The 22,049-nt window shown below is 41.3% G+C and carries 18 protein-coding genes and 1 pseudogene; 2 read left to right on the top strand and 17 right to left on the bottom strand.

The annotated features are described in order from the left end of the window. Nucleotides 1-102: 102 nt before the first annotated feature. The 6 genes from KB197_RS00320 to KB197_RS00295 all read right to left on the bottom strand — a co-directional run bounded on the left by KB197_RS00320 (nt 103) and on the right by KB197_RS00295 (nt 5,888). The gene (locus tag KB197_RS00320) at nt 103-1,269 is read right to left on the bottom strand and encodes an SIS domain-containing protein (protein WP_212573894.1); all 1,167 of its coding nucleotides are present in this window, start codon (nt 1,267-1,269) and stop codon (nt 103-105) included. 210 nt (nt 1,270-1,479) lie between these two features. After that, on the bottom strand, nt 1,480-1,884 hold the full coding sequence (locus KB197_RS00315; RefSeq protein ID WP_125410088.1) for a PTS sugar transporter subunit IIA: 405 nt from the start codon (nt 1,882-1,884) through the stop codon (nt 1,480-1,482). 3 nt (nt 1,885-1,887) lie between these two features. Next, nucleotides 1,888-2,709, bottom strand: a complete 822-nt coding sequence (locus tag KB197_RS00310; protein ID WP_070479623.1) for a PTS system mannose/fructose/sorbose family transporter subunit IID — start codon at nt 2,707-2,709, stop codon at nt 1,888-1,890. Continuing rightward, entirely contained in the window at nt 2,696-3,601 is a 906-nt protein-coding gene (locus KB197_RS00305; RefSeq protein WP_070479625.1) for a PTS mannose/fructose/sorbose/N-acetylgalactosamine transporter subunit IIC, read from the bottom strand. Before KB197_RS00305 ends, KB197_RS00310 begins: the two co-directional genes overlap by 14 nt. Before the next feature lie 26 nt (nt 3,602-3,627). Further along, a complete protein-coding gene (locus tag KB197_RS00300; RefSeq protein WP_000156970.1) occupies nt 3,628-4,104 on the bottom strand; it encodes a PTS sugar transporter subunit IIB in 477 nt (158 codons plus the stop codon). Continuing rightward, a complete protein-coding gene (locus KB197_RS00295) occupies nt 4,101-5,888 on the bottom strand; it encodes a glycoside hydrolase family 35 protein (protein ID WP_212573895.1) in 1,788 nt (595 codons plus the stop codon). Before KB197_RS00295 ends, KB197_RS00300 begins: the two co-directional genes overlap by 4 nt. A 317-nt stretch (nt 5,889-6,205) precedes the next feature. On the opposite strand from KB197_RS00295, the gene KB197_RS00290 reads away from it, so the two are divergent. Both KB197_RS00290 and strH read left to right on the top strand, forming a co-directional pair. Then, on the top strand, nt 6,206-6,922 hold the full coding sequence (locus KB197_RS00290) for a GntR family transcriptional regulator (RefSeq protein WP_001007193.1): 717 nt from the start codon (nt 6,206-6,208) through the stop codon (nt 6,920-6,922). A 317-nt stretch (nt 6,923-7,239) separates the two neighbouring features. Next, nucleotides 7,240-11,187, top strand: coding sequence for an LPXTG-anchored beta-N-acetylhexosaminidase StrH (strH, locus tag KB197_RS00285; RefSeq protein ID WP_212573896.1), 3,948 nt, complete (start codon nt 7,240-7,242; stop codon nt 11,185-11,187). A gap of 54 nt (nt 11,188-11,241) precedes the next feature. Here the strand turns inward: strH and purB are convergent, their stop codons facing one another. The 11 genes and pseudogenes from purB to purM all read right to left on the bottom strand — a co-directional run bounded on the left by purB (nt 11,242) and on the right by purM (nt 21,962). Then, complete coding sequence (gene purB, locus KB197_RS00280) at nt 11,242-12,540, bottom strand: adenylosuccinate lyase (RefSeq protein WP_212573897.1); 1,299 nt, start codon at nt 12,538-12,540, stop codon at nt 11,242-11,244. A 294-nt stretch (nt 12,541-12,834) separates the two neighbouring features. Beyond that, nucleotides 12,835-14,568 (bottom strand): P-loop NTPase fold protein, encoded by a 1,734-nt coding sequence (locus tag KB197_RS00275; RefSeq protein WP_212573898.1) that lies wholly within the window; start codon nt 14,566-14,568, stop codon nt 12,835-12,837. Between the two features lie 18 nt (nt 14,569-14,586). Further along, nucleotides 14,587-14,813 (bottom strand): annotated as a pseudogene (locus KB197_RS00270) (phosphoribosylaminoimidazole carboxylase). A gap of 19 nt (nt 14,814-14,832) precedes the next feature. Then, the gene (locus KB197_RS00265) at nt 14,833-15,096 is read right to left on the bottom strand and encodes a hypothetical protein (protein WP_212573900.1); all 264 of its coding nucleotides are present in this window, start codon (nt 15,094-15,096) and stop codon (nt 14,833-14,835) included. Nucleotide 15,097: 1 nt separating this feature from the next. Beyond that, on the bottom strand, nt 15,098-16,189 hold the full coding sequence (gene purK / locus KB197_RS00260; protein WP_212573901.1) for a 5-(carboxyamino)imidazole ribonucleotide synthase: 1,092 nt from the start codon (nt 16,187-16,189) through the stop codon (nt 15,098-15,100). Then, a complete protein-coding gene (gene purE, locus KB197_RS00255; RefSeq protein WP_000802563.1) occupies nt 16,176-16,664 on the bottom strand; it encodes a 5-(carboxyamino)imidazole ribonucleotide mutase in 489 nt (162 codons plus the stop codon). The genes purK and purE overlap by 14 nt, the downstream gene beginning before the upstream one ends. A 126-nt stretch (nt 16,665-16,790) precedes the next feature. Further along, the gene (purD, locus tag KB197_RS00250) at nt 16,791-18,056 is read right to left on the bottom strand and encodes a phosphoribosylamine--glycine ligase (RefSeq protein ID WP_212573902.1); all 1,266 of its coding nucleotides are present in this window, start codon (nt 18,054-18,056) and stop codon (nt 16,791-16,793) included. Between the two features lie 120 nt (nt 18,057-18,176). Next, nucleotides 18,177-19,724, bottom strand: coding sequence for a bifunctional phosphoribosylaminoimidazolecarboxamide formyltransferase/IMP cyclohydrolase (gene purH / locus KB197_RS00245; protein ID WP_212573903.1), 1,548 nt, complete (start codon nt 19,722-19,724; stop codon nt 18,177-18,179). An 11-nt stretch (nt 19,725-19,735) separates the two neighbouring features. Then, nucleotides 19,736-20,389: a hypothetical protein gene (locus KB197_RS00240; protein WP_064275771.1), complete on the bottom strand. Its 654-nt coding sequence runs from the start codon at nt 20,387-20,389 to the stop codon at nt 19,736-19,738. A gap of 2 nt (nt 20,390-20,391) precedes the next feature. Further along, nucleotides 20,392-20,943: a phosphoribosylglycinamide formyltransferase gene (purN, locus tag KB197_RS00235; protein ID WP_212573904.1), complete on the bottom strand. Its 552-nt coding sequence runs from the start codon at nt 20,941-20,943 to the stop codon at nt 20,392-20,394. After that, nucleotides 20,940-21,962 carry a phosphoribosylformylglycinamidine cyclo-ligase gene (purM, locus tag KB197_RS00230; RefSeq protein WP_212573905.1) on the bottom strand — a complete coding sequence of 341 codons (1,023 nt, stop codon included), beginning with the start codon at nt 21,960-21,962 and terminating at the stop codon, nt 20,940-20,942. The genes purN and purM overlap by 4 nt, the downstream gene beginning before the upstream one ends. Between the last annotated feature and the right edge of the window lie 87 nt (nt 21,963-22,049).

Genomic DNA, 22,049 nt, shown 5'->3' with positions numbered 1-22,049 from the left:
ACTATTTCTCTCAATCAAACAAACCATAGAAAGCGAATTGACAATCTATGGTTTACTTGTATGATTTACAAACCCCTTTATCAAGAATCTATAAACGCAGTATTACTTTTGATATTCGTGGATGATAACACCTTGTACCACACGGTTTACTGTACCTGTAGGAGACGGTGTATCTGGTTTATTTTCTACCTTGAGTGAAGTCAATAGGGCAAAGAGTTGGGCATAAACAATGTAAGGGAAGACACGGTAAATATCATTCAAGACACCGCCACAACCAAGGGCCACTTCTTTGACATTTTCAAGTCCAAAGGCTTGATCACTCAAAAGCACAACACGACGAGCAATCTGGTCACCAGCAACTTCACGAACCAAGTCCAAGTCGTACTTACGAGTGTAGTCTGTCGTTGTACCAAAGACCAAGACAACTGTATCTTCGTTGATCAGTGATTTTGGACCGTGACGGAAGCCGACTGGGCTTTCATACATAGTCGCCACCTGGCCAGCTGTCAATTCCAAAATCTTGAGCTGAGCTTCATGAGCAAGACCAAAGAAAGGACCAGCGCCTAGATAGATGACACGGTTAAAGTCTAGGTCAACAAGTTCTTTGACATCTTCTGCATTGTCTAGAATTTTACGGGCAAGACTAGATACAACTTCAAAACGTTCAGCTTTAACAGCAAATTCTGTAGGATCAAAGACCAAGAGAGCTGTTAACATCATAGAGGTAAAGCTAGAAGTCATGGCAAAGCCAGCATCATTAGAAGCAGCTGGTTGCAAGAGCAAGAGATTGCGTTCATCTCCATGAGCTTGAAGAGCCAATTTACCATCTGCTGCACAAGTAATCGTCACTTGATAAAGCTCATCCACCAAGGCTTTGGCCAAATCAACAGTCGCCACACTTTCAGGCGAGTTCCCACTACGAGCAAAAGATACAAGGACAGTTGCCACATCTTTTTTCAAATAGGTTTCTGGATTGGCAACGATATCAGTTGTCGCAATAGCATTGAAATTCCATTTGCGTTCGTCATAGGCTTCCTTAAAGTATGGTACCAAGGTATCTCCCACATAAGCAGAAGTCCCAGCACCTGTCAAGATAACCTTGATATAGTCATGTTTATCAGCAATCCCTTGTAGGAAGGCTGCAATTTCTTCACGTTTTGCTTGATAAGATTCAAAAGCTTCTTTCCATACATCAGGCTGTTGGTAGATTTCACGTGTAGTGATTTCTGCACCCAATTCGAGCAAGTCTTCTTTTGTATAATGTAGCATTGATTTCCTCTTTTTCTATTAAATATGGGAATGGGAGTAAGCCCCATTCCCATGTATATTCTATATAAAATGCTCTAACGATTTTCACGATATCACATCTTATTGAATCGAGTTCCAACTAAAATCTTTGGGAAAAAGACCGATTATCGTCGGAGCATCGCTCCATCCTCTTATCGCCTATTTTCCCTGTGATTTTCACGTTGTCACATCTTATTCATCTTCGTCATCATCGAAGCCCGCTAACAGGTCATTAACTTTCACAATGCTTTCTGCAGCACGGTTCTTATAGTCTGCATCTGCGCCTGTAAGGCTCGCATTGATAAATTCAATCACCATTGGAAGATTCATCCCTGCGTAAAGTTCGATGTCACGACCTTCCATGATCAAACGGCTGACCACGTTACATGGTGTTCCACCGAGAAGATCCGCAAAGACTAGGAAATCATCCAAACCTTCAATAGCTGCTTCAAATTTTGCAGTAAATTCTTCTGGGCCATCTTCTGGAAGAAGAGCTACAGCATGAATATTTTCTTGTGGACCCATAATCATTTCTGTGCTACCTTTAAGTTCTTCACAGAAGCGACCATGACTCACCAAAATTAATGATTTAACCATAAATTATGCGCCCATTCCAAGTAAGAATTTACCGATGAATGAAAGACCTAATGCAAGAGCAATGATGATACCAATTGCTTTTGTAGAGTTCATACCTTTCTTACCAAGCAACCAGAAGATAAAGGCAGTAAAGATTGCTGGAAGCAAGCGTGGGAAGATTGAGTTCAAGATGTCTTGGAAGTCAATCATCTTTTCACCGATTGGCAATTTATAAGAAACTTCAAAGTTGATCATTGTTGCTACAAGAGCACCCATCATGAAGACACCAAGTACAGATGCAGCGTCAATCAAAGCTGTCAAAGTACTTTGCATGTTGTTGATAAGGTTAACCCCTTCTTTGTAGGCAAATTCTAACTGTTTCCAACGGAAGATATCATAAACAAATGCAACTGCAATCCAAAGGAAGATTCCCCATGGTTGGCCAGCGATAGCCATAGTTGCTGCGATAGATCCCATGATAGCAGGTACAAGTGAACCAAAGATCGTATCTCCAAGAGGAGCGAATGGTCCCATCAAACCTGTCTTGATACCGTTAACGGCATCTTTTGAACCTACACCATCTTTTTCTTCCATGGCAAGGTCAAAACCAGCGATAATTGTGTGGAAGAATGGTGAAGTATTGAAGAATTGAGTATGAACTTTCATCATTTCTTTCAATTCAGGAGTTCCATCCCCATACATTTTACGCAATTGAGGCAAGATCATGTAAAGGTAACCAGAAGCTTGCATACGTTCGTAGTTCCAACCTAATTGGAAAGTAAACAAGCTACGTTTGTTGATTTGATTAAAATCTTCTTTTGTAAGTTTGTAATTAGAATTCGTCATCTTCGATTTCCCCACTTTCTGATGGTGTAGAAGGTGCTGCTACAGCTACTTTTTGGCTATTTTTGAAGTGAAGCACTGCAAGGAAGATACCCACGATAGAGATACCAATCATAGACAAACCTTTAAAGTTGTTGACAAAAGCAATTTTTTCAGCCACATCTTTAGGTAGAGTACCTACGATACCAGCAACAGCGCCACCAAGACTTGTTACGTTTGAGTAAAGTACAGTCAACATAGCTGTCAAACCAAATCCCATAGCAAGGTAGTGAAGGTTACGTTTAACTGGAAGGTAACGAAGCAAGATCGCAAATCCAAGACCTGGAAGCATACGTCCTGCAAGTGTCAAGCCATCTGCAACCCATTGGTATTGTTTAACCAAGTCTACTACTCCTTGAACAAAGGCACCACCAAAGGCAAGAGCAAAGAAGACTGGAAGGGCACGAGATAAAGCCCAAGGAATCGCACCAAGCAAGTAGTTGCGTTCAATACCTTTATAGTCAAAGCGTTCGATCGCAGCATCCACACGGTGAGCGAAGAAAGTAGTTGTCATACGTCCAAGAACGTCGAAGTATGTCAAAAGTGCTGCTACTGGCACAGCGATTGTTGTAATCGCAAGTGCGGTATCGATACCTTGTGAAACAGAGAAAGCTGTCGCAAGAACCGCACCAGAAGTTGCGTCGATACGAGAAGCACCACCGAAGGTACCAACCCCAAGAACGAACAATTGCAAGTTACCACCGATAAGTAGACCAGTAGTCACATCTCCCATAATCAAACCGGTAATGAAACCAGCAAATACAGGGGAACCTGCAGATGAAACGATTGTCAACTCATCACAGATTTGATAAGCTGAGTACAAAGTGAGAAGTAAAATTTGCCACCATTGTATCATAACAATGACCTCCTAAAAATTTTTTCCTATTTTAATAAGCTCAAAAAGTCTGAAATTGGATCATTTGGAACCATTTGAGCAGTAAGTTTGACACCTTTTTCTGCCAGTTTGTGGAAGTCTTCCACATCCTTGTCCACTACGTTGATAGAACGTGTGATGGCGCGAGTTTCTGGTGTTTGAGACATATTCCCAACATTAAGGGTTTCAAGTGGTACACCTGCTTCTACCAAACCAAGGAAACGGTCTGGTTTACGAGCAACGATAAAGAGACGTTGGCTATCGTATTTACCAGCAAGAATATTGGCTGCCGCTTTTTCAATTGGCAAAATACTCAATTTCACACCTGGTGGTGTCGCAAGTTTCAAACCACTCTTTTCAACGTCGTTGTTGACAACTTCGTCATCTACAACCATAATACGTGAAACATTTAGTTTTCCAGCCCATAGATTGGCTACTTGTCCGTGGATCAAACGTCCATCGATACGGCATCCTACAATTGTCATAAGTTTTCCCCCTTTATGTGTTTTAGTGTAGGTTTACGAGTTAAATAAATCTCTTCTTTATATTCACCTTCTGTTTCAAAGATAATGATGCGGTTGGCACCTTCCTTGAGATAGCTATGAGGGATATAAAGTGAGAGGGTTGGGCCGACGTTCCAAAAACGTCCTAGATTCTGCCCATTGACAAAGGCAACTCCCTTACCAAACTCAGACAAGTCTAGGTAAGTATCTTTTGGCTCTTGGACTGTAAAGTCATAAGCGTAAAAGGCTGGTTGTCCTTCTGCCCATCCTTTTGAAAAATCAATTTTCTCAGGATTATCTAGAGGAAGTGGATAGTGTTTCCAGTTTAGTAAGAAGTGCAAATCCTTACAAACCCCTGTCCGAATCCCCTTACGTTGCGTATCTGCTAAGAACTTGTGTCCATAGTTGACACGCCCCATATTTTCTACCAAGATATCCAATCTAGATAGCGCTTTCTTTTTGCCTTGATAAAAAATATCTTCCCCAATCTCTGTCTGATATTGGGTTTCGACCCACTGACCATCGACATAAAGCTGAGCTCTATCTCGACCGTCAATGATACGAAGTCTTTCTTCTTCTGCATCCCAGTTTGTTTCTGTTCGATAGAGTAGATAGCCATAGCTTTGTCCCAACTCCTCCATCTTTTTAGGATAGAGGCTTTCTACTGGACTTGACAAGCTATCCAAAGTTTCAAACAAGGAAACTTTTTCAACTAGTGGAATAGCATCCAACTCCATACTCTCTTTGTAGAGTGGTTCCAACTGCGGATACTCTGGAAAATGTGTTGCCATCATCTTCTTGACTGCCAGATATTTGGCAGTTGGATTTCCTTCTTCATCCAGAAGGGCATCGTAATCATAAGATGTAACTTGTGGCAAATCCAAGGTTCCTCGAGCCGAGCAACCATTCATGAAGCCAAAGTTTGTACCACCATGGAACATGTAAAGATTGATGGAACCTTGTTCCAAAACCTCTCGAACTGCATCTGCCAATTCTTTGGGATCCCGTGTGATAATCGGTTCTTTCCAACGATTGAACCAGCCATCCCAGAACTCCATACACATGAGCGGCCATTTCTTGCCATGTTCATCAAAGAATTCCTGCATCTGTGAAAAGTTGTACGGAGCTTTAGAACCAAAGTTTCCTGTTACAAAGAGGTCATCTTCGATTAAGGTTCCAGCTTTCAGAGTAGCTCTCCATGGACCATCTGATGTAAAGAGAGGACAGGTTACGCCACGCTCTTCCATCAACTGTCGAATTGCTCTTAGGTAAGCCTTATCTTCGCCATAAGAACCATACTCATTTTCAACCTGCATCATAAGGATATTGCCACCATTGTCCAACAAATGTGGCACCAACCGTGACAAGAGCTGGTCATAGTAGCGACCGACAGCTTCAATATAAGCAGGATCTGAGGAACGAAGCCTCATATCTTTGGTTAAAAGCCAAGCTGGTAAGCCACCGAATTCCCACTCCGCACAGATGAAGGGAGAGGGACGAACGATAGCGTAGAGACCCAAATCTTGTGCTGTCTGAAGAAATCGCTCCAAATCCAGAGCTCCTTCAAAGTGAAACTCACCCTCACGAGGCTCATGTAAATTCCAAGCTACATAAGTTTCTACTGTATTAAAACCAAGAGCCTTCAAGTTATAGAGCGAATGATACCAATCTTCTGGAGGAACCCTAAAATAATGAATGGCGCCAGATAAAATCTTAAATGATTTTCCATCGAGATAAAAATCATCCCGTATCTCAAATCGTGTCATATTCTTACCTTCTGACAATAAAGTTTACGCTTTCATTTGTTGATATAGTAAATATATCTCAATATCTTACATTTGTCAATAGGTTTTCACAATTTTTTTCATTTTTCACTAAATTTTACACAAAAAACTTATAAAAATCTTGTAATTTATAGTCATAACAACATTTTAGTACCATGTATAAAAATGTAGATTTTCTATTTATTCCTATGTAAATTAACCTTATAGCCTATTATTCTAATTTTTTTATTCAAAAGGCTACTATTCTTTCCAGTTTTATGGTAAAATCTTTAACGGAGAAGGAAAATCGAGGTGAAAATATGGCAATTCCAAAGTATCAATATATTAAAGATGAATTAAAGAACAAAATCATTTCTGGTCAATTTGCCAGTGGAGATAAATTCTACACTGAAGCTGAATTGATTGCAATGTATGATGTTAGTTCTATCACAGTTGTTCGCGCTTTAAACGACCTTGCCAAGGATGGCTATATTGTCCGTCAACAAGGAAAGGGTACATTCGTTTCACGCGCACGCAAACACAAACTCGTAGAGTTTTCAGATGTAGAAGTTTTTGAAACTAAAGATGATAAAGTTACCGTCCTTTCTATTGAGCGTGGAAACAAACTAAGCTACTTAGAAAAACTTGGACTACGCGGAGATCAGTTCTACTACAAGATTGAACGCGTTCGCGAAACGGGTGGTGTTGTGTACATCTACCATACATCTTATATCCCAGAACAATACATCAACGCAAATTATCCAAATCTTGAATATTATAGCTCTATCTATAACCGTTTCAAATTGGATTACCACATTCACATGAATGATGAACATTTTGAAGAAATCAATGAAATAGCATTTCCAACTCCAGAACATGCGGCTTCAATCCTCGGAGTCGATGAACAATTCCCAACCGTTTTACAAACCAAGACTACTAAACTAGAGTCTACTGGTCAAGTTCTTGCATACAGCGAAACATATAAACGCGCAGATTACTACAAAATCAAATTCATTTCATGTGACCGTGATCACTAAGAAGAAAGCCTAAGCCTTGCTTGGGCTTTTTCTATGTTTATTATACCATACCAAAAAGGTAGCGCTTACCTTTTATAGTAGATTCTATAGTTTGTAGAGTATTTTATAGAAATAGAACCAAAAAGATTCTACTAGATATATATATATATATATCTTTTCCGACCAATCTGAAATCTTAAGTTTAAATTTTATATTTTTTTATACTTATTATAGTTTTTTGTCATCTCCTCTTGACTCTCGTTAATATAAGAAATAAAATAAAGGTGTTGATTTATGTAAACGCTATCAATATAACAATGCAATCAGGAGGTTTTGCAATGAAACATGAAAAACAACAGCGTTTTTCTATCCGTAAATACGCTGTAGGAGCAGCTTCTGTTCTAATTGGATTCGCCTTCCAAGCACAGACTGTTACAGCCGATGGAGTTACTCCTACTACTACAGAAAACCAACCGACCATCCATACGGTTTCTGATTCCCCTCAATCATCCGAAAATCGGACTGAGGAAACACCTAAAGCAGAGCTTCAACCAGAAGCTCCAAAAACTGTAGAAACAGAAACTCCAGCTGCTGATAAGGTAGCTAGTCTTCCAAAAACAGAAGAAAAACCACAAGAGGAAGTTAGTTCAACTCCTAGTGATAAAGCAGAAGTGGTAACTCCAACTTCTGCTGGAAAAGAAACTGCTAATAAAAAGACAGAAGAAGCTAGCCCAAAAAAGGAAGAAGCGAAAGAGGCTGATTCTAAAGAGTCAAATACAGACAAGACTGACAAGGATAAACCAGCTGAAAAAGATGCTAAAAAAGATGAAGTGAAAGCAGAGGCTGACAAACCGGCAACAGAGGCAGGAAAGGAACGTGCTGCAACTGTAAATGAAAAACTAGCGAAAAAGAAAATTGTTTCTATTGATGCTGGACGTAAATATTTCTCACCAGAACAACTCAAGGAAATTATCGATAAAGCGAAACATTATGGCTACACTGATTTACACCTATTAGTTGGAAATGATGGGCTCCGCTTCATGTTGGACGATATGAGCATCACAGCTAACGGCAAGACCTATGCCAGTGACGATGTCAAACGTGCCATTGAAAAAGGTACAAATGATTATTACAACGATCCAAACGGCAATCACTTAACAGAAAGTCAAATGACAGATCTGATTAACTATGCCAAAGATAAAGGTATCGGTCTCATTCCGACAGTAAATAGTCCTGGTCACATGGATGCAATCCTCAATGCCATGAAAGAATTGGGAATCCAAAACCCTAACTTTAGCTATTTTGGAAAGGAATCAGCTCGTACCGTAGATCTTGACAACGAACAAGCGGTCGCTTTTACAAAAGCCCTTATCGATAAATATGCTGCTTATTTCGCGAAAAAGACTGAAATTTTCAACATCGGACTGGATGAATATGCCAACGATGCAACAAACGCTAAAGGTTGGAGCGTTCTTCAAGCTGATAAATACTATCCAAACGAAGGCTACCCTGTAAAAGGATATGAAAAATTTATTGCCTACGCCAATGACCTAGCTCGTATTGTAAAATCACACGGTCTAAAACCAATGGCCTTCAATGATGGTATTTACTACAATAGTGATACTAGCTTCGGAACTTTTGATAAAGATATCATCGTTTCAATGTGGACTGGTGGTTGGGGAGGTTACGACGTCGCTTCTTCTAAACTTCTAGTAGAAAAAGGTCACCAAATCCTAAACACTAACGATGCTTGGTACTATGTTCTTGGGCGAAATGCAGATGGCCAAGGTTGGTACAATCTCGATCAGGGGCTCAATGGTATTAAAAATACACCAATCACTTCTGTACCAAAAACAGAAGGAGCTGATATCCCAATCATCGGTGGTATGGTAGCTGCTTGGGCTGACACTCCATCTGCACGTTATTCACCATCACGCCTCTTCAAACTCATGCGTCAATTCGCAAATTCTAACGCTGAATACTTCGCAGCTGATTATGAGCCTGCAGAAAAAGCACTTAACGAGGTACCAAAAGACCTTAACCGTTATACTGCAGAAAGCGTCGCAGCGGTTAACGAAGCGGCAAAAGCCATCCGTTCACTTGATAGCAACCTCAGCCGTGCCCAACAAGACACGATTGACCAGGCAATCGCGAAACTCCAAGAAGCTGTCAGCAACTTGACCTTCACACCAGAAGCTCAAAAAGAAGAAGACGCGAAACGCGAAATTGAAAAACTTGCCAAGAACAAGGTGATCTCAATCGACGCTGGACGTAAGTACTTCTCAGCTGAGCAACTCAAACGTATCATTGATAAAGCTAGCGAACTTGGATATTCTGATGTGCATCTCCTCCTAGGAAATGATGGGCTTCGCTTTCTACTTGATGACATGACTATCACTGCTAACGGAAAAACTTATGCAAGTGACGATGTCAAAAATGCCATCATTGAAGGAACAAAAGCTTACTACGATGATCCAAACGGAACCACTCTTAGTCAAGCAGAAATCACTGAATTGATTGAGTACGCAAAATCAAAAGGTATTGGACTCATCCCAGCGATCAACAGTCCTGGTCACATGGATGCCATGCTTGTCGCTATGGAAAAATTAGGCATCCAAAATCCTCAAGCCAACTTTGACAAGGTCTCTAAAACAACCATGGACCTTGAAAACGAAGAAGCGATGAACTTTGTCAAAGCCCTCATCGGCAAGTACATGGACTTCTTTGCAGGCAAAACTAAGATCTTTAACTACGGTACAGACGAATACGCTAATGATGCTACCAACGCTCAAGGCTGGTACTACCTCAAATGGTATGGACTCTATGGCAAGTTTGCTGAATATGCCAACACTCTTGCTGCTATGGCTAAAGAAAGAGGCCTTCAACCGATGGCCTTCAACGATGGTTTTTACTACGAGGATAAGGATGATGTTGAGTTTGACAAGGATGTCATCATCTCTTACTGGTCTAAAGGATGGTGGGGCTACAACCTTGCATCACCTCAATACCTAGCAAGCAAGGGTTATAAATTCTTGAATACCAACGGTGACTGGTACTACATTCTCGGTCAAAAACCAGAAGATGGTGGTGGTTTCCTCAAAAAAGCTATTGAGAATACTGGAAAAACACCATTCAATCAACTAGCTTCGACCAAATATCCTGAAGTAGACCTTCCAACAGTCGGAAGTATGCTTGCTATCTGGGCAGATAGACCAAGCGCTGAGTACAAGGAAGAGGAAATCTTTGAACTTATGACCGCCTTTGCAGACCACAACAAAGACTACTTCCGTGCTAATTATAATGCTCTCCGCGAAGAATTAGCTAAAATTCCTACAAACTTAGAAGGATATAGTAAAGAAAGTCTTGAGGCCCTTGACGCAGCTAAAACAGCTCTAAATTACAACCTCAACCGTAGCAAACAAGCTGAACTAGACGCACTAGTAGGTAAGCTCAAGGCTGCTCTTCAAGGCCTCAAACCAGCTGCAACCCATTCAGGAAGCCTGGATGAAAATGAAGTGGCTGCCAATGTTGAAACCAGTCCAGAACTCATCACAAGAACTGAAGAAATTCCATTTGAAGTTATCAAGAAAGAAAATCCTAACCTCCCAGCTGGTCAGGAAAATATTATTACAGCAGGAGTCAAAGGTGAACGAACTCATTACATCTCTGTACTCACTGAAAATGGAAAAACAACAGAAACAGTCCTTGATAGCCAGGTAACCAAAGAAGTTGTAAACCAAGTGGTTGAAGTCGGCGCTCCTGTAACTCACAAGGGTGATGAAAGTGGTCTTGCACCAACTACTGAGGTAAAACCTAGACTGGATACCCAAGAAGAAGAAATTCCATTTACCACAGTGACTCGTGAAAATCCACTCTTACTCAAAGGAAAAACACAAGTCATTACTAAGGGCGTCAATGGACATCGTAGCAACTTCTACTCTGTGAGCACTGTTGATGGCAAGGAAGTGAAAACACTTGTAAATAGTGTCGTAGCGCAGGAAACTGTTACACAAATAGTCGAAGTCGGAACTATGGTAACACATGTAGGAGATGAAAACGGACAAGCCGCTATTGCTGAAGAAAAACCAAAACTAGAAATCCCAAGCCAACCAGCTCCAGCAACTGCTCCTGCTGAGGAAAACAAAGCTCTTCCTCAAGGTCCAGCTCCTGTGGCAACAGAGAAAAAACTTCCTGAAACAGGAAGTCACGATTCTGCAGGACTAGTAGTCGCAGGACTCATGGCCTCACTAGCAGCCTATGGACTCACTAAAAGAAAAGAAGACTAAGTCTTTTCGATAAAAAATAAACAGCGAGATCAAAGCTCGCTGTTTATTTTTTAATTAATCACCCAGTCCAAGACGGTCAAAGATATCATCCACTCGTTTAGTGTAGTAAAGAGGATTAAAGATTTCGTCGATTTCTTCTTGCGTGAGGCGCGATGTTACTTCGGGATCTGCTTCAAGAAGTGGCTTGAAGTCTACTTGGTTATCCCACGATTGAGCTGTTTTTGGTTGCACCAAGTCATAGGCTTGCTCACGGGTCATGCCTTTTTCAATCAAGGTCAACATGGCACGTTGGCTGAAGATGAGACCGAAAGTTGAGTGCATGTTGCGAATCATGTTTTCTGGGAAGACGGTCAAGTTCTTGACGATATTTCCAAAACGGTTGAGCATGTAGTCAATTAAAATGGTCGTATCTGGTGTGATGATACGCTCAGCTGATGAGTGAGAGATGTCACGTTCGTGCCAGAGAGCGACGTTTTCATAAGCTGTAATCATATGACCACGGATAACACGCGCAAGACCCGTCATGTTCTCAGAACCGATTGGGTTGCGTTTATGAGGCATTGCTGAAGATCCTTTTTGACCTTTGGCAAAGAATTCTTCTACTTCGCGTTGCTCAGATTTTTGTAGACCACGAATTTCCGTTGCCATACGCTCGATAGAAGTTGCGATACTAGCAAGAACTGCAAAGTACTCAGCGTGAAGGTCACGAGGAAGCACCTGTGTAGAGATTTCTTGAGCACGGATACCCAACTTGTCGCAGACATATTGCTCAACAAATGGTGGGATGTTGGCAAAGTTCCCAACCGCACCAGAGATTTTACCAGCTTCCACACCAGCAGCCGCATGCTCGAAGCGCTCGATGTTGCGCTTCATTTCGCTGTACCAAGTCGCCAGCTTAAGACCGAAAGTCGTAGGTTCAGCGTGCACCCCATGGGTACGACCCATCATGATAGTAAACTTGTGCTCCTTAGCCTTATCAGCGATGATGTTGGTGAAGTTTTCAAGGTCACGACGGATGATGTCGTTGGCCTGCTTATAAAGGTAACCGTAGGCCGTATCCACCACGTCGGTAGAAGTCAAACCATAGTGAACCCACTTGCGCTCCTCACCAAGCGTCTCAGAAACCGCACGCGTGAAAGCCACCACATCGTGGCGAGTCTCCTGCTCAATCTCCAAAATACGGTCGATGTCAAAGTCCGCTTTCTCGCGAATCAAAGCCACATCTTCCTTAGGAATTTCCCCCAACTCAGCCCATGCCTCGTCAGCCAAGATTTCCACCTCAAGCCAAGCACGGTATTTATTTTCTTCACTCCAAATGTTCGCCATCTCAGGGCGAGAGTAACGGTTGATCATGTTTAAGATATTAAGGGCGTTAAGCGGACACAGTCAAAATAGGAGTTTAGACGGAGAAGCGTCAGCTTCTAGGAAAAACTATCTTTTTGACCAAGTCCGTAGCCCGTATTCAGTTTTGGTGAATACGAGTGCCCTTGTTCCTTTCTTTTATTTATATTTTATATGGAAGGTCATCCAGATTCAGTTCCGTTAAACCTGATGCCTATCCTTTCTAATTTTAAAGTTTTCGTTTAATTCGTATTCATTTAGACGAATACGAGAGGCCCTGTTCTTTTTTATATTTTCTAACGAAATTTATTTATTCATCCCAGCATTAATTAATCTAGGTAGCGAATTAAGCGTATCAACGAACCATGTAAAAATATTCTCCCAATTTTCCTTATCCTGCAAGCCGATAGAGTTGTTCATAATACGTATACCCGGAATATTATTATAATTATCTTTACCCCATTGTCTTATATGTACATTACAATCTGAAAACTCTGATTCCAATTGTTTCTCTTGGTCCAATAATAATTTATTAAAAGTAAAATCCTTAGTATCACCGTATACTAACCCAACGGAAGAGTTATTTACCCTAAATTCACAATGACGGGACTCGTTCTTTCTATTTTTCACTCTATAATATCTAGATTTTACTTCATTACCACTATGTTCATACTCAAAATCTTTATTTTTTATAAATTTGGAAAATTCACTCCAAAATTCTTTATAAACATTAGATCCCGCAACTGTATATTTCTGTGCTACCATAGAAGTAGATGTGGACAGTGTTAATTTGGCTTCTAAAGAATCTATATCAAGTTCCTCATTTTGTTTGAATAGCTCAAGAAAAATCTTTATAAATTCTGTTTTTAATAAAGGTACAATCTTACCATCAATGACTCCAGGTTCTTGATTACTCCAATCCGATTCTAAGTTATATAATTCATCCTTCAATTTTCCTAATTCTATCATATCAAGAAATGTATTATATATATTATCAAATCCTAATTGTAGACACAATACAGATAATAGTTGTATTTTTTCTCTATTTGACCACTGATTAACATCAACACCATCTTCTATATTTTGAATATAAAGTAGCAAACTATAATGATTAAACAGTCTTTTAATTCCCCTAGGATTATTACCTAGAGAATTCAAAATAAGTTTCTCAATAATTAGCAATTCATTACTATCTAGGCTATTAAATATACTTATGCCGTTTACTAAAGCTGATTGTATAAATTTTTTCATATCATACTGTTTTAAAGGCACTGTAAAAGGTACCTGAATAATTTTATCAAAAAAAGCTTTACCTTTATCCTTTGCTATATCCTCACCATATTTATCTTCAATACCTTTAATAATTACATTCGAATCAATTGCTAAAATAAATACACAACCTTCACAATCTAGAAATAACTTTAGTACCTCTAATAGTTCAACAGCTTTAGTGGGTACTAATCGATCTAAATCATCAATAAAGATAATCACTCTCCGTTTTCTTGAATTTAAAACATCAACATCTGTTTTTTTATCTACTAATTTCTGAAACTCAGCTTTAAATTCTTTTAAACTTGATATTTTTTTAGAGAACGCTTCTACAAGACCATCTACAATTTCATTTCCTCCACTCAAGCCAGACATAGAAATAGGAATTTTTGACATCGCAATAAGGATATTTTTAACTTTATCCACACTACCTTTATCCCCTTTTAAACTCTCTATTAATTCACAGATTAATGAGAGTGCTAAATCTTCATCCATATTAAATTGGGAATATTGCCACGTATTGAATTCAATGATTTCAACAACATCCTTATTATCTCCTAATAAAGATTTCTTGACCTGTTTCATAATACTGGTCTTACCTGTCCCCCAATCACCTTGAATAGCAACGGTCATAGGAGTTTCGCAGTTAACAAGAAATTCTTTTAGTCCTTTGGTATATTTGTTTATTTCAAAATAATCTATATCCGTAGGAATGTCTTTTAATGTTCCTAAGCTAAACTTTTCTAAACTTGTTTTTTCATTGTATTCCATCTTAAATAAATTCCCTTCTTATTCAAACCCCTCTCGACCTATCGCCACCGACGGATAATGCGGCAAGCTACTTAGATCCGTATCCAGTATCAAATCATAGATAGCCAGATAATTGTTTGGATATTGAATCTTTAATTCCTGATATTTGGCTTTTACTTTTCATGGTCGGCACTGGCAAAGAGCACTTCCACAACGGCAGTTTCTTTGCTTTCTTCCACAAAAGCATTTACGATGATTTGAATCATAGATTTTATCCATTAAATTCTAAAAGTTTTCTTCCTCAGGATCTTCGTAAGCAAAAAATTCAATCGAAAGTTTTATAGGGCGACTTATTAATCCGCAACTCTTTATATAATCATAGACCTCATCATCATCGAGGGTATGCTCTATAACTAGTTGATTATTTGTTCTCTCTACAACATGAATCCCTTCTGCATCCGGAATTTCTGGAATGACTACATCATCCGCATAAGTAAATGTCAGAGTAGTAATATCATCTTCAAATACATCATCAAATTCTTCTATCATTTTAAAAATCAATCCCTTCCCCAAACTCATCCACACTATCCGGCACATCACTAAACAAAGTCACATGTCCCATCTTGCGGTTGTGTTTCGCTTCTATTTTACCATACATGTGAAGGTGGGCGCTTGGATTTTCTGTGACATATTTTTCAGCCGCCTCGACATGCTGGCCGAGAACGTTGAGCATAACGGCTGGGGCATGCAGTTTGATAGCTGGTAATGGTGCTCCAAGAACACCCAAAATATGGGTATCAAACTGGGAGAAGTCGCAGGCTTCGATTGAGTAGTGGCCTGAGTTGTGTGGGCGTGGCGCGATTTCGTTGACAATGATGTCATCAGCAGTCGTAAACATTTCCACGCAAAGGGTTCCAGACAGATTAAGCTGTTCTGCGATTCGCACTGCCATCGCTTTGGCTTTTTCAGCTAGACTATCCGAAATGCGAGCTGGGACAATAGTCTTAGAGAGGATATTGTTGCGGTGGATATTTTCCTGAACTGGGAAAACCGTCACGTCCTTGCCATTTCCTGACACGATGACAGAAATTTCAAGGTCAAAGTTGACAAATTCTTCCAAGACACAGTTAGCTGAATCTGCTAGTTCATAGGCTTCTTCCAAGTCTACTTCTGAGCGAATGACCTTTTGCCCGTGTCCATCGTAGCCACCAGTCGCAGTCTTGAGGACATAGTTTTTCGACAGGTCGATATCTGCCAAATCTTGGCTAGAAGTCACAACCTTGTAAGGTGCCACGGTAACTTGAGCCTTGTTTGAGAGAAAGTTCTTTTCAAAGATACGATTTTGAGAGATGCGAAGTAGGTCGGTCCCTTGAGGGAGTTGTCCATCCTTGATGACAGCATCCAAACCGTCAGCATCGACATTTTCAAATTCATAGGTCAGGACATCGCAACGCTCAGCCAACTGACGGAGGGCATCCACATCATTATAAGGAGCCACGATGATTTCCGCAACGCGAGAAGCTGGACAATCCGCAGCAGGATCCAGCGCAATGACCTTGTGCCCCGTATAGATAGCAGAAATGGCCATCATCTGCCCCAGCTGACCGCCACCGATAATTCCAATTGTTTTAGATGAGCTCATTTGTCGACTCCTCTGCGATTTTTCCTTGTTCTTCTGCGAAATCTGCCAAAGCTGTCGCGATAGCCTGATCCTCTACAGACAGGAGACGAAGGGCAAAGAGGGCCGCATTGGTCGCACCTGCTTCACCGATAGCCATTGTCGCCACAGGCACACCCCCCGGCATCTGGACGATAGAGTAGAGCGAGTCCACGCCACTAAGGGCACGTGATTTAACTGGTACACCAATGACAGGAAGAGTTGTTTTGGCAGCTACCATACCTGGTAAATGGGCTGCACCACCAGCACCTGCAATGATGACCTTGATACCACGACTACGGGCCTCTTCTGCATGCTTGAACATAAGGTCTGGTGTACGGTGTGCGGAAACAACTTTCTTTTCGTAGGCTACACCGAAGCGGTCTAGGACTTCTGCTGTTTTTTGCATGGTTGCCCAGTCGGATTTTGAGCCCATGATGATGGAAATAATTGGTTTCATTTCTTCTCCTTTTTTAATAATCGTCTAATGTAGTGCGGACGTAAGCGACCGCCTATGGCGTTCCATTACTGCGACGATTATCCTATAGTGGCTCGCTTTCGCTCGCCATGACAAATCTAGTAGCTATTAATCTTTTATAGCCTTACTTCCGATATCGGTTCGGTAGAAGAGGCCTTCTGTATTTTGTTGGGCAAGTTCTTGGTAGATGGTACTTTGGGCTTCTTTAACGGTATCTGCTGTGGTGACGAGCATATAGACACGTCCGCCGTTTGAGAGTAGTGCTCTGCTATTTTCCGAAAACTTAGCTCCTGCATAGTAGGTGATGATGTTGCCCTCTGTCTTGGCTGGCAACTCGACACCCTTCTCATAGGCGAATGGATAGCCGTTTGAGGCTACAACCACGCCAAGTGTCACACCCTTGTCCGTCCAAGTAATAGCTGGCTCCTGGCCATCCAAAATATCGATAATATTTTGTGCAAAGTCAGATGTCAAACGAGGCAAGATGATTTGCGTTTCAGGATCTCCGAAGCGAGCGTTAAACTCGATAACCTTAGGTCCATCAGCTGTCAAGATAAGACCTGCGTAAAGGATACCCAAATAAGGGCGGCCTTCCTGAATCATTCCTTCTAGAACTGGCTTGACAATAGTCTCAACCGCTGTATCAACTACACTCTGTGGCAAGTGTGGAACTGGCGCATAGGCACCCATACCACCCGTGTTAGGACCCTTATCGCCATCGTAGGCACGTTTGTGGTCTTGTGCTGTCGGCATAATGTAGAATTTGTCGCCATTGACAAAGGCAAAGAGAGAGAACTCCTCACCTTCAAGAAATTCCTCAATAACCACACGCGCACCTGAGTCACCAAATTTATTGTCCAAAAGCATCTCATGAGCGGCTTCGACCGCTTGCTCAACCGTTTCAGCAACGACAACACCCTTCCCAAGCGCCAAGCCATCCGCCTTGACTACGATAGGTGCACCCTGCTTTTCGATATAGGCCTTGGCTTCCTCGAAATCTGAGAATGTGCCATAGGCTGCTGTCGGAACGCCGTATTTGACCATGATTTCCTTAGCAAAATCCTTGGACCACTCCAGCTCAGCTGCCAATCTTGTCGGACCAAAAGCCTTGAGACCAGCTGCATGGAAATCATCCACGATACCAGCCGCAAGGGCGTCATCTGGCCCTATAAAGGTCCAAGCAACATCGTTGGCTTTTACAAACTCAATCAATTCAGAATGTTCGGAAATAGAGATATTTACCAATTCCAAACTATCAAGAGTCATCCCATCATTCCCAGGAGCTACAAATACTTTTTCAACGTCTTTTGACTCAAGCAACTTCTTAGCAATCGCATGTTCACGACCACCCGAACCGACAACTAACAGCTTCATTCCTCAACCTCTTTTGCGAATTATTTACTAATATTATATCACAAACGTTCGTTTTAATCTTGTTTCACTCCGCATTTTTACGCAAAAAAGGAAAGAAACTGTTTTCTTTCCTTTACGTTCTTAATGTCTAAAATGTCTCACTCCTGTGAAGACCATAGTCAAGCCGTATTTGTCAGTAGCTTCAATTGATTCCTGATCACGGACGGACCCACCTGGCTGGATGATGGCCTTGATACCTGCTTTGGCAATTTCTTCCACGTTATCCGCAAATGGGAAGAAGGCATCTGAAGCAAGAACAGCGCCGTCCAGACGGTCTTTAGCTTGGTCAATGGCAATACGAACAGAAGCCACACGGTTGGTTTGACCTGGACCAACACCAAGTGTCATATGATCATTGGTCACGATGATACCGTTTGATTTGACGTATTTAATAGCTTTCCAAGCAAACTCAAGAGCTGTCGCTTCTGTCTCAGTTGGTTGGCGTTTGGTCACCACTTGCCAATCAGCTGGGCTTTCCTTGACCACATCTTGATTTTGCACCAGAAGTCCACCAACTACACCTGTGTATTCTGCTTCCACCTCGCTAGCCTCTTGAGCATCAAATGGCAAGGCAAGGATGCGCAAGTTTTTCTTTTTGTTGGTCAAAATGGCTAGCGCCTCATCCGTATAGCTTGGTGCGATGATGATTTCAAGGAAAACGCCGTGCATCTTCTCAGCTGTCGCAGCATCCACCTCACGGTTAAGAACAACGATACCACCAAAGATAGACACTGGGTCAGACTCATAAGCGTAGTCCCAAGCAGTCTCAATGTCATCAGCCTGACCGATTCCACATGGGTTCATGTGTTTGAGAGCCACAACGGTTGGACGGTCTTTAAAATCCCGGATGATACGAATGGCCGCATCAGCGTCACGGATATTGTTGAATGACAATTCTTTCCCATTGAGCTGTTTGGCTGAAGCAATCGAATAGTCTGTTGGCAAAGCTTTTTGGTAGAAATCCGCGTCTTGTTGAGGGTTCTCACCGTAACGCATAGCTTGTTTGAGGTCATAGGTCAAAGTGAGCTTTTCAGGTTTGCTTTCTCCGACTTGAGCTGTGAAATACTCTGCAATCAAGGCGTCATAAGCCGCTGTGTGACGGAAAACCTTGGCTGCCAAACGTTGACGCGTTTCGTAAGTCGTTTCACCATTGGCTGACAACTCGTCCAAAACCACAGCGTAGTCAGCAGGATCTACCACAACTGTAACACTGGCATGATTTTTCGCTGCTGAGCGAAGCATAGATGGCCCACCGATATCGATATTTTCAACTGCGTCAGCGTACGTCACATCTGGTTTGAGGATGGTTTCCTTAAATGGGTAAAGGTTTACCACCACAAGATCAATCAATTCGATATTATTATCCTTAGCCGCTTCCAGGTGACTATCCAAATCACGACGAGCGAGGAGTCCACCGTGTATATTTGGATGAAGGGTCTTGACACGACCATCCATCATTTCTGGAAAACCAGTCACATCATCGATCGCAATGGTGTCCACCCCAGCAATATCAAGGGCAACCTTGGTTCCACCCGTCGAGATGATATCCCAACCAAGTTTTTTGAGTTCTTGGGCAAATTCAACAATGCCCGCTTTATCTGAGACGCTGATTAAGGCGCGTTTAGTCATGTTTTTTCCTTTCATTTACTTATTTTTACTTTATTTTTTTCAGTTCTATTTTGATCAAATATCCCACATTCACCAACTTGGTTAAATTTACCATCTTCATTTTCAAATTTATTATAATAATAGTTTTTCTCGAAAATGTCAGTATATATGATTATTATTTCTTTAATATTTGAAATTTCTATTCCTTTATCAAGAGGAATATCTATAATTTTTTTATCATTTCTTTCCACAATTGGAAATTGTTCAATTTTCCCTTTTGTTTCATATAAAGATTGAGTATTCTCACTCTGATTTTCAAACTCATTCAATTTCCAAGATTGTAGAATCGCATGATTTAATCCAATATTCTTTGCTGATAACCTAAGATTACTATCTATTATGTCTACTTCCATTATTAATTTTGGTAAATTATTATAACGTTGTTCTATCTCTCTAATATCGCTATCCTTCTTGAGTGAAGCGGTATAAATATAAGAAGTCATCAATAATCCTGATATAGAACCTATGTATGCTAACCAACTATTCATATGAATCGGTTTCACACCAAATAATTCAAATAATTTTGTTACTAAGTCAAAAGAATCTACAACAAACAACAAAATTGAGAATATCGAAAAAAATATGATGGTTTTCCAAAAAGGGGACGATTTAATTTTATTTATCATTCTTACCTTCTCTCCACTCCCAAGCTATCCAGCACCTCTGGATACAACTTGTACTCTGCCTCATGAATCCGAGTTTCAAAACTTTCAATCGTATCATCAGCTAACCGTGGCACACGGACTTGCTTGATAACCTTACCTGTATCCACTCCGGAATCCACCCAGTGAATGGTAACACCACTCTCAGCAACGCCAGCATTCCAAGCATCCTCAATCCCATGAGCTCCTGGAAACTCTGGCAGGTAAGCTGGATGAATGTTGACAATCCGACCTTCATAAGCCGCCAATAAGGTTGGCCCAACGATTTTCATGTAGCCTGCTAGACAAACCAAGTCAATCTGGTGCTCTTCCAAGAGTTCGACAAGGGCCGCTTCGTAGTCTGCCTTGCTCTCAAACTCCTTGAGTTCAAAAGCATAGGACAGAACGCCAAGCTTGTCTGACCGCTCGAGCACATAGGCGTCACGATGGTCTGAAAAGACAAACTCCACTGGAAATTCTTCAGCAATCACCTGAAAATTTGAGCCATTACCAGAGGCAAAAACCGCTATTTTTTTCATTTGATGATGACACTTTCGTTTTCTTTCTTGACGATACGACCAATTTCATAGACTGGTTCATCCAACAATTCCTTGACACGACTTACATTTTCAGGGCTAACTGCCAGCATAAGCCCCACACCCATATTGAAGATTTCAAACATTTCCTCATGCTTAATTTCACCGTATTTTTCAAGGGCTTTGAAAATCGGTAAAACTGGAACCTTACTTTCCTCAATCTCAGCTGCTAGGTCAGCTGTAAACATGCGAGGGATATTTTCGATAAAGCCACCACCTGTGATGTGGGCAATGCCGTTGACCAACTCTTCCTTGATGAGTGGTAAGACAGCCTTGACATAGATACGAGTCGGCTCAAGAAGAACTTCCTTGAGTTTCTTGCCTTCCAATTCTGGCAGGACTTCCTCACCTGTGTAATCCGCAAAGACACGACGGACGAGAGAGTAACCATTGGAATGAATCCCACTTGAAGCAAGTCCGAGAAGAACATCTCCCTCTGCCACTTTTGAACCGTCAATGATTTGAGATTTTTCAGCCACACCGACCGCAAAACCAGCCAAATCATAGTCATCTTCGCCGTACATGCCAGGCATTTCAGCTGTTTCCCCACCGATGAGGGCAGCGCCTGCCTGCACACAACCTTCTGCCACACCAGCAACCACTTGTTCTAGCTTAGCTGGTTCATTCTTCCCTGTCGCTACGTAGTCAAGGAAATAGAGGGGCTCCGCACCCGCAGCGATGATATCATTGACACACATGGCTACACAGTCCTGACCGATGGTATCGTGCTTGTCGTACTTAATAGCCAGCATGAGCTTAGTTCCGACACCATCAGTCCCTGAAATCAAGACAGGTTCTTTGACACCTGTTTTTGAAAGGTCAAACATACCACCGAAACCACCAAGAGCTCCCATGACACCTGCACGCTCCGTACGAGCCACGTGCTTTTTAATCCGTTCAACAACTTTATAACCCGCTTCAACATCCACACCAGATTGAGCGTACGCATTTTTATTTGCCATTTTATTTTTCCTTTTCTTTTTTTGGGAAAGACTGCGACGTATTTTTAGATAAACAATTATTTTATCTAAAAATACTAGTCAGGTCTC

Source organism: Streptococcus sp. 11-4097 (genome assembly GCF_018215285.2).
Lineage (GTDB): Bacteria > Bacillota > Bacilli > Lactobacillales > Streptococcaceae > Streptococcus.
This window is presented reverse-complemented; position numbering and strand designations above follow the sequence as displayed.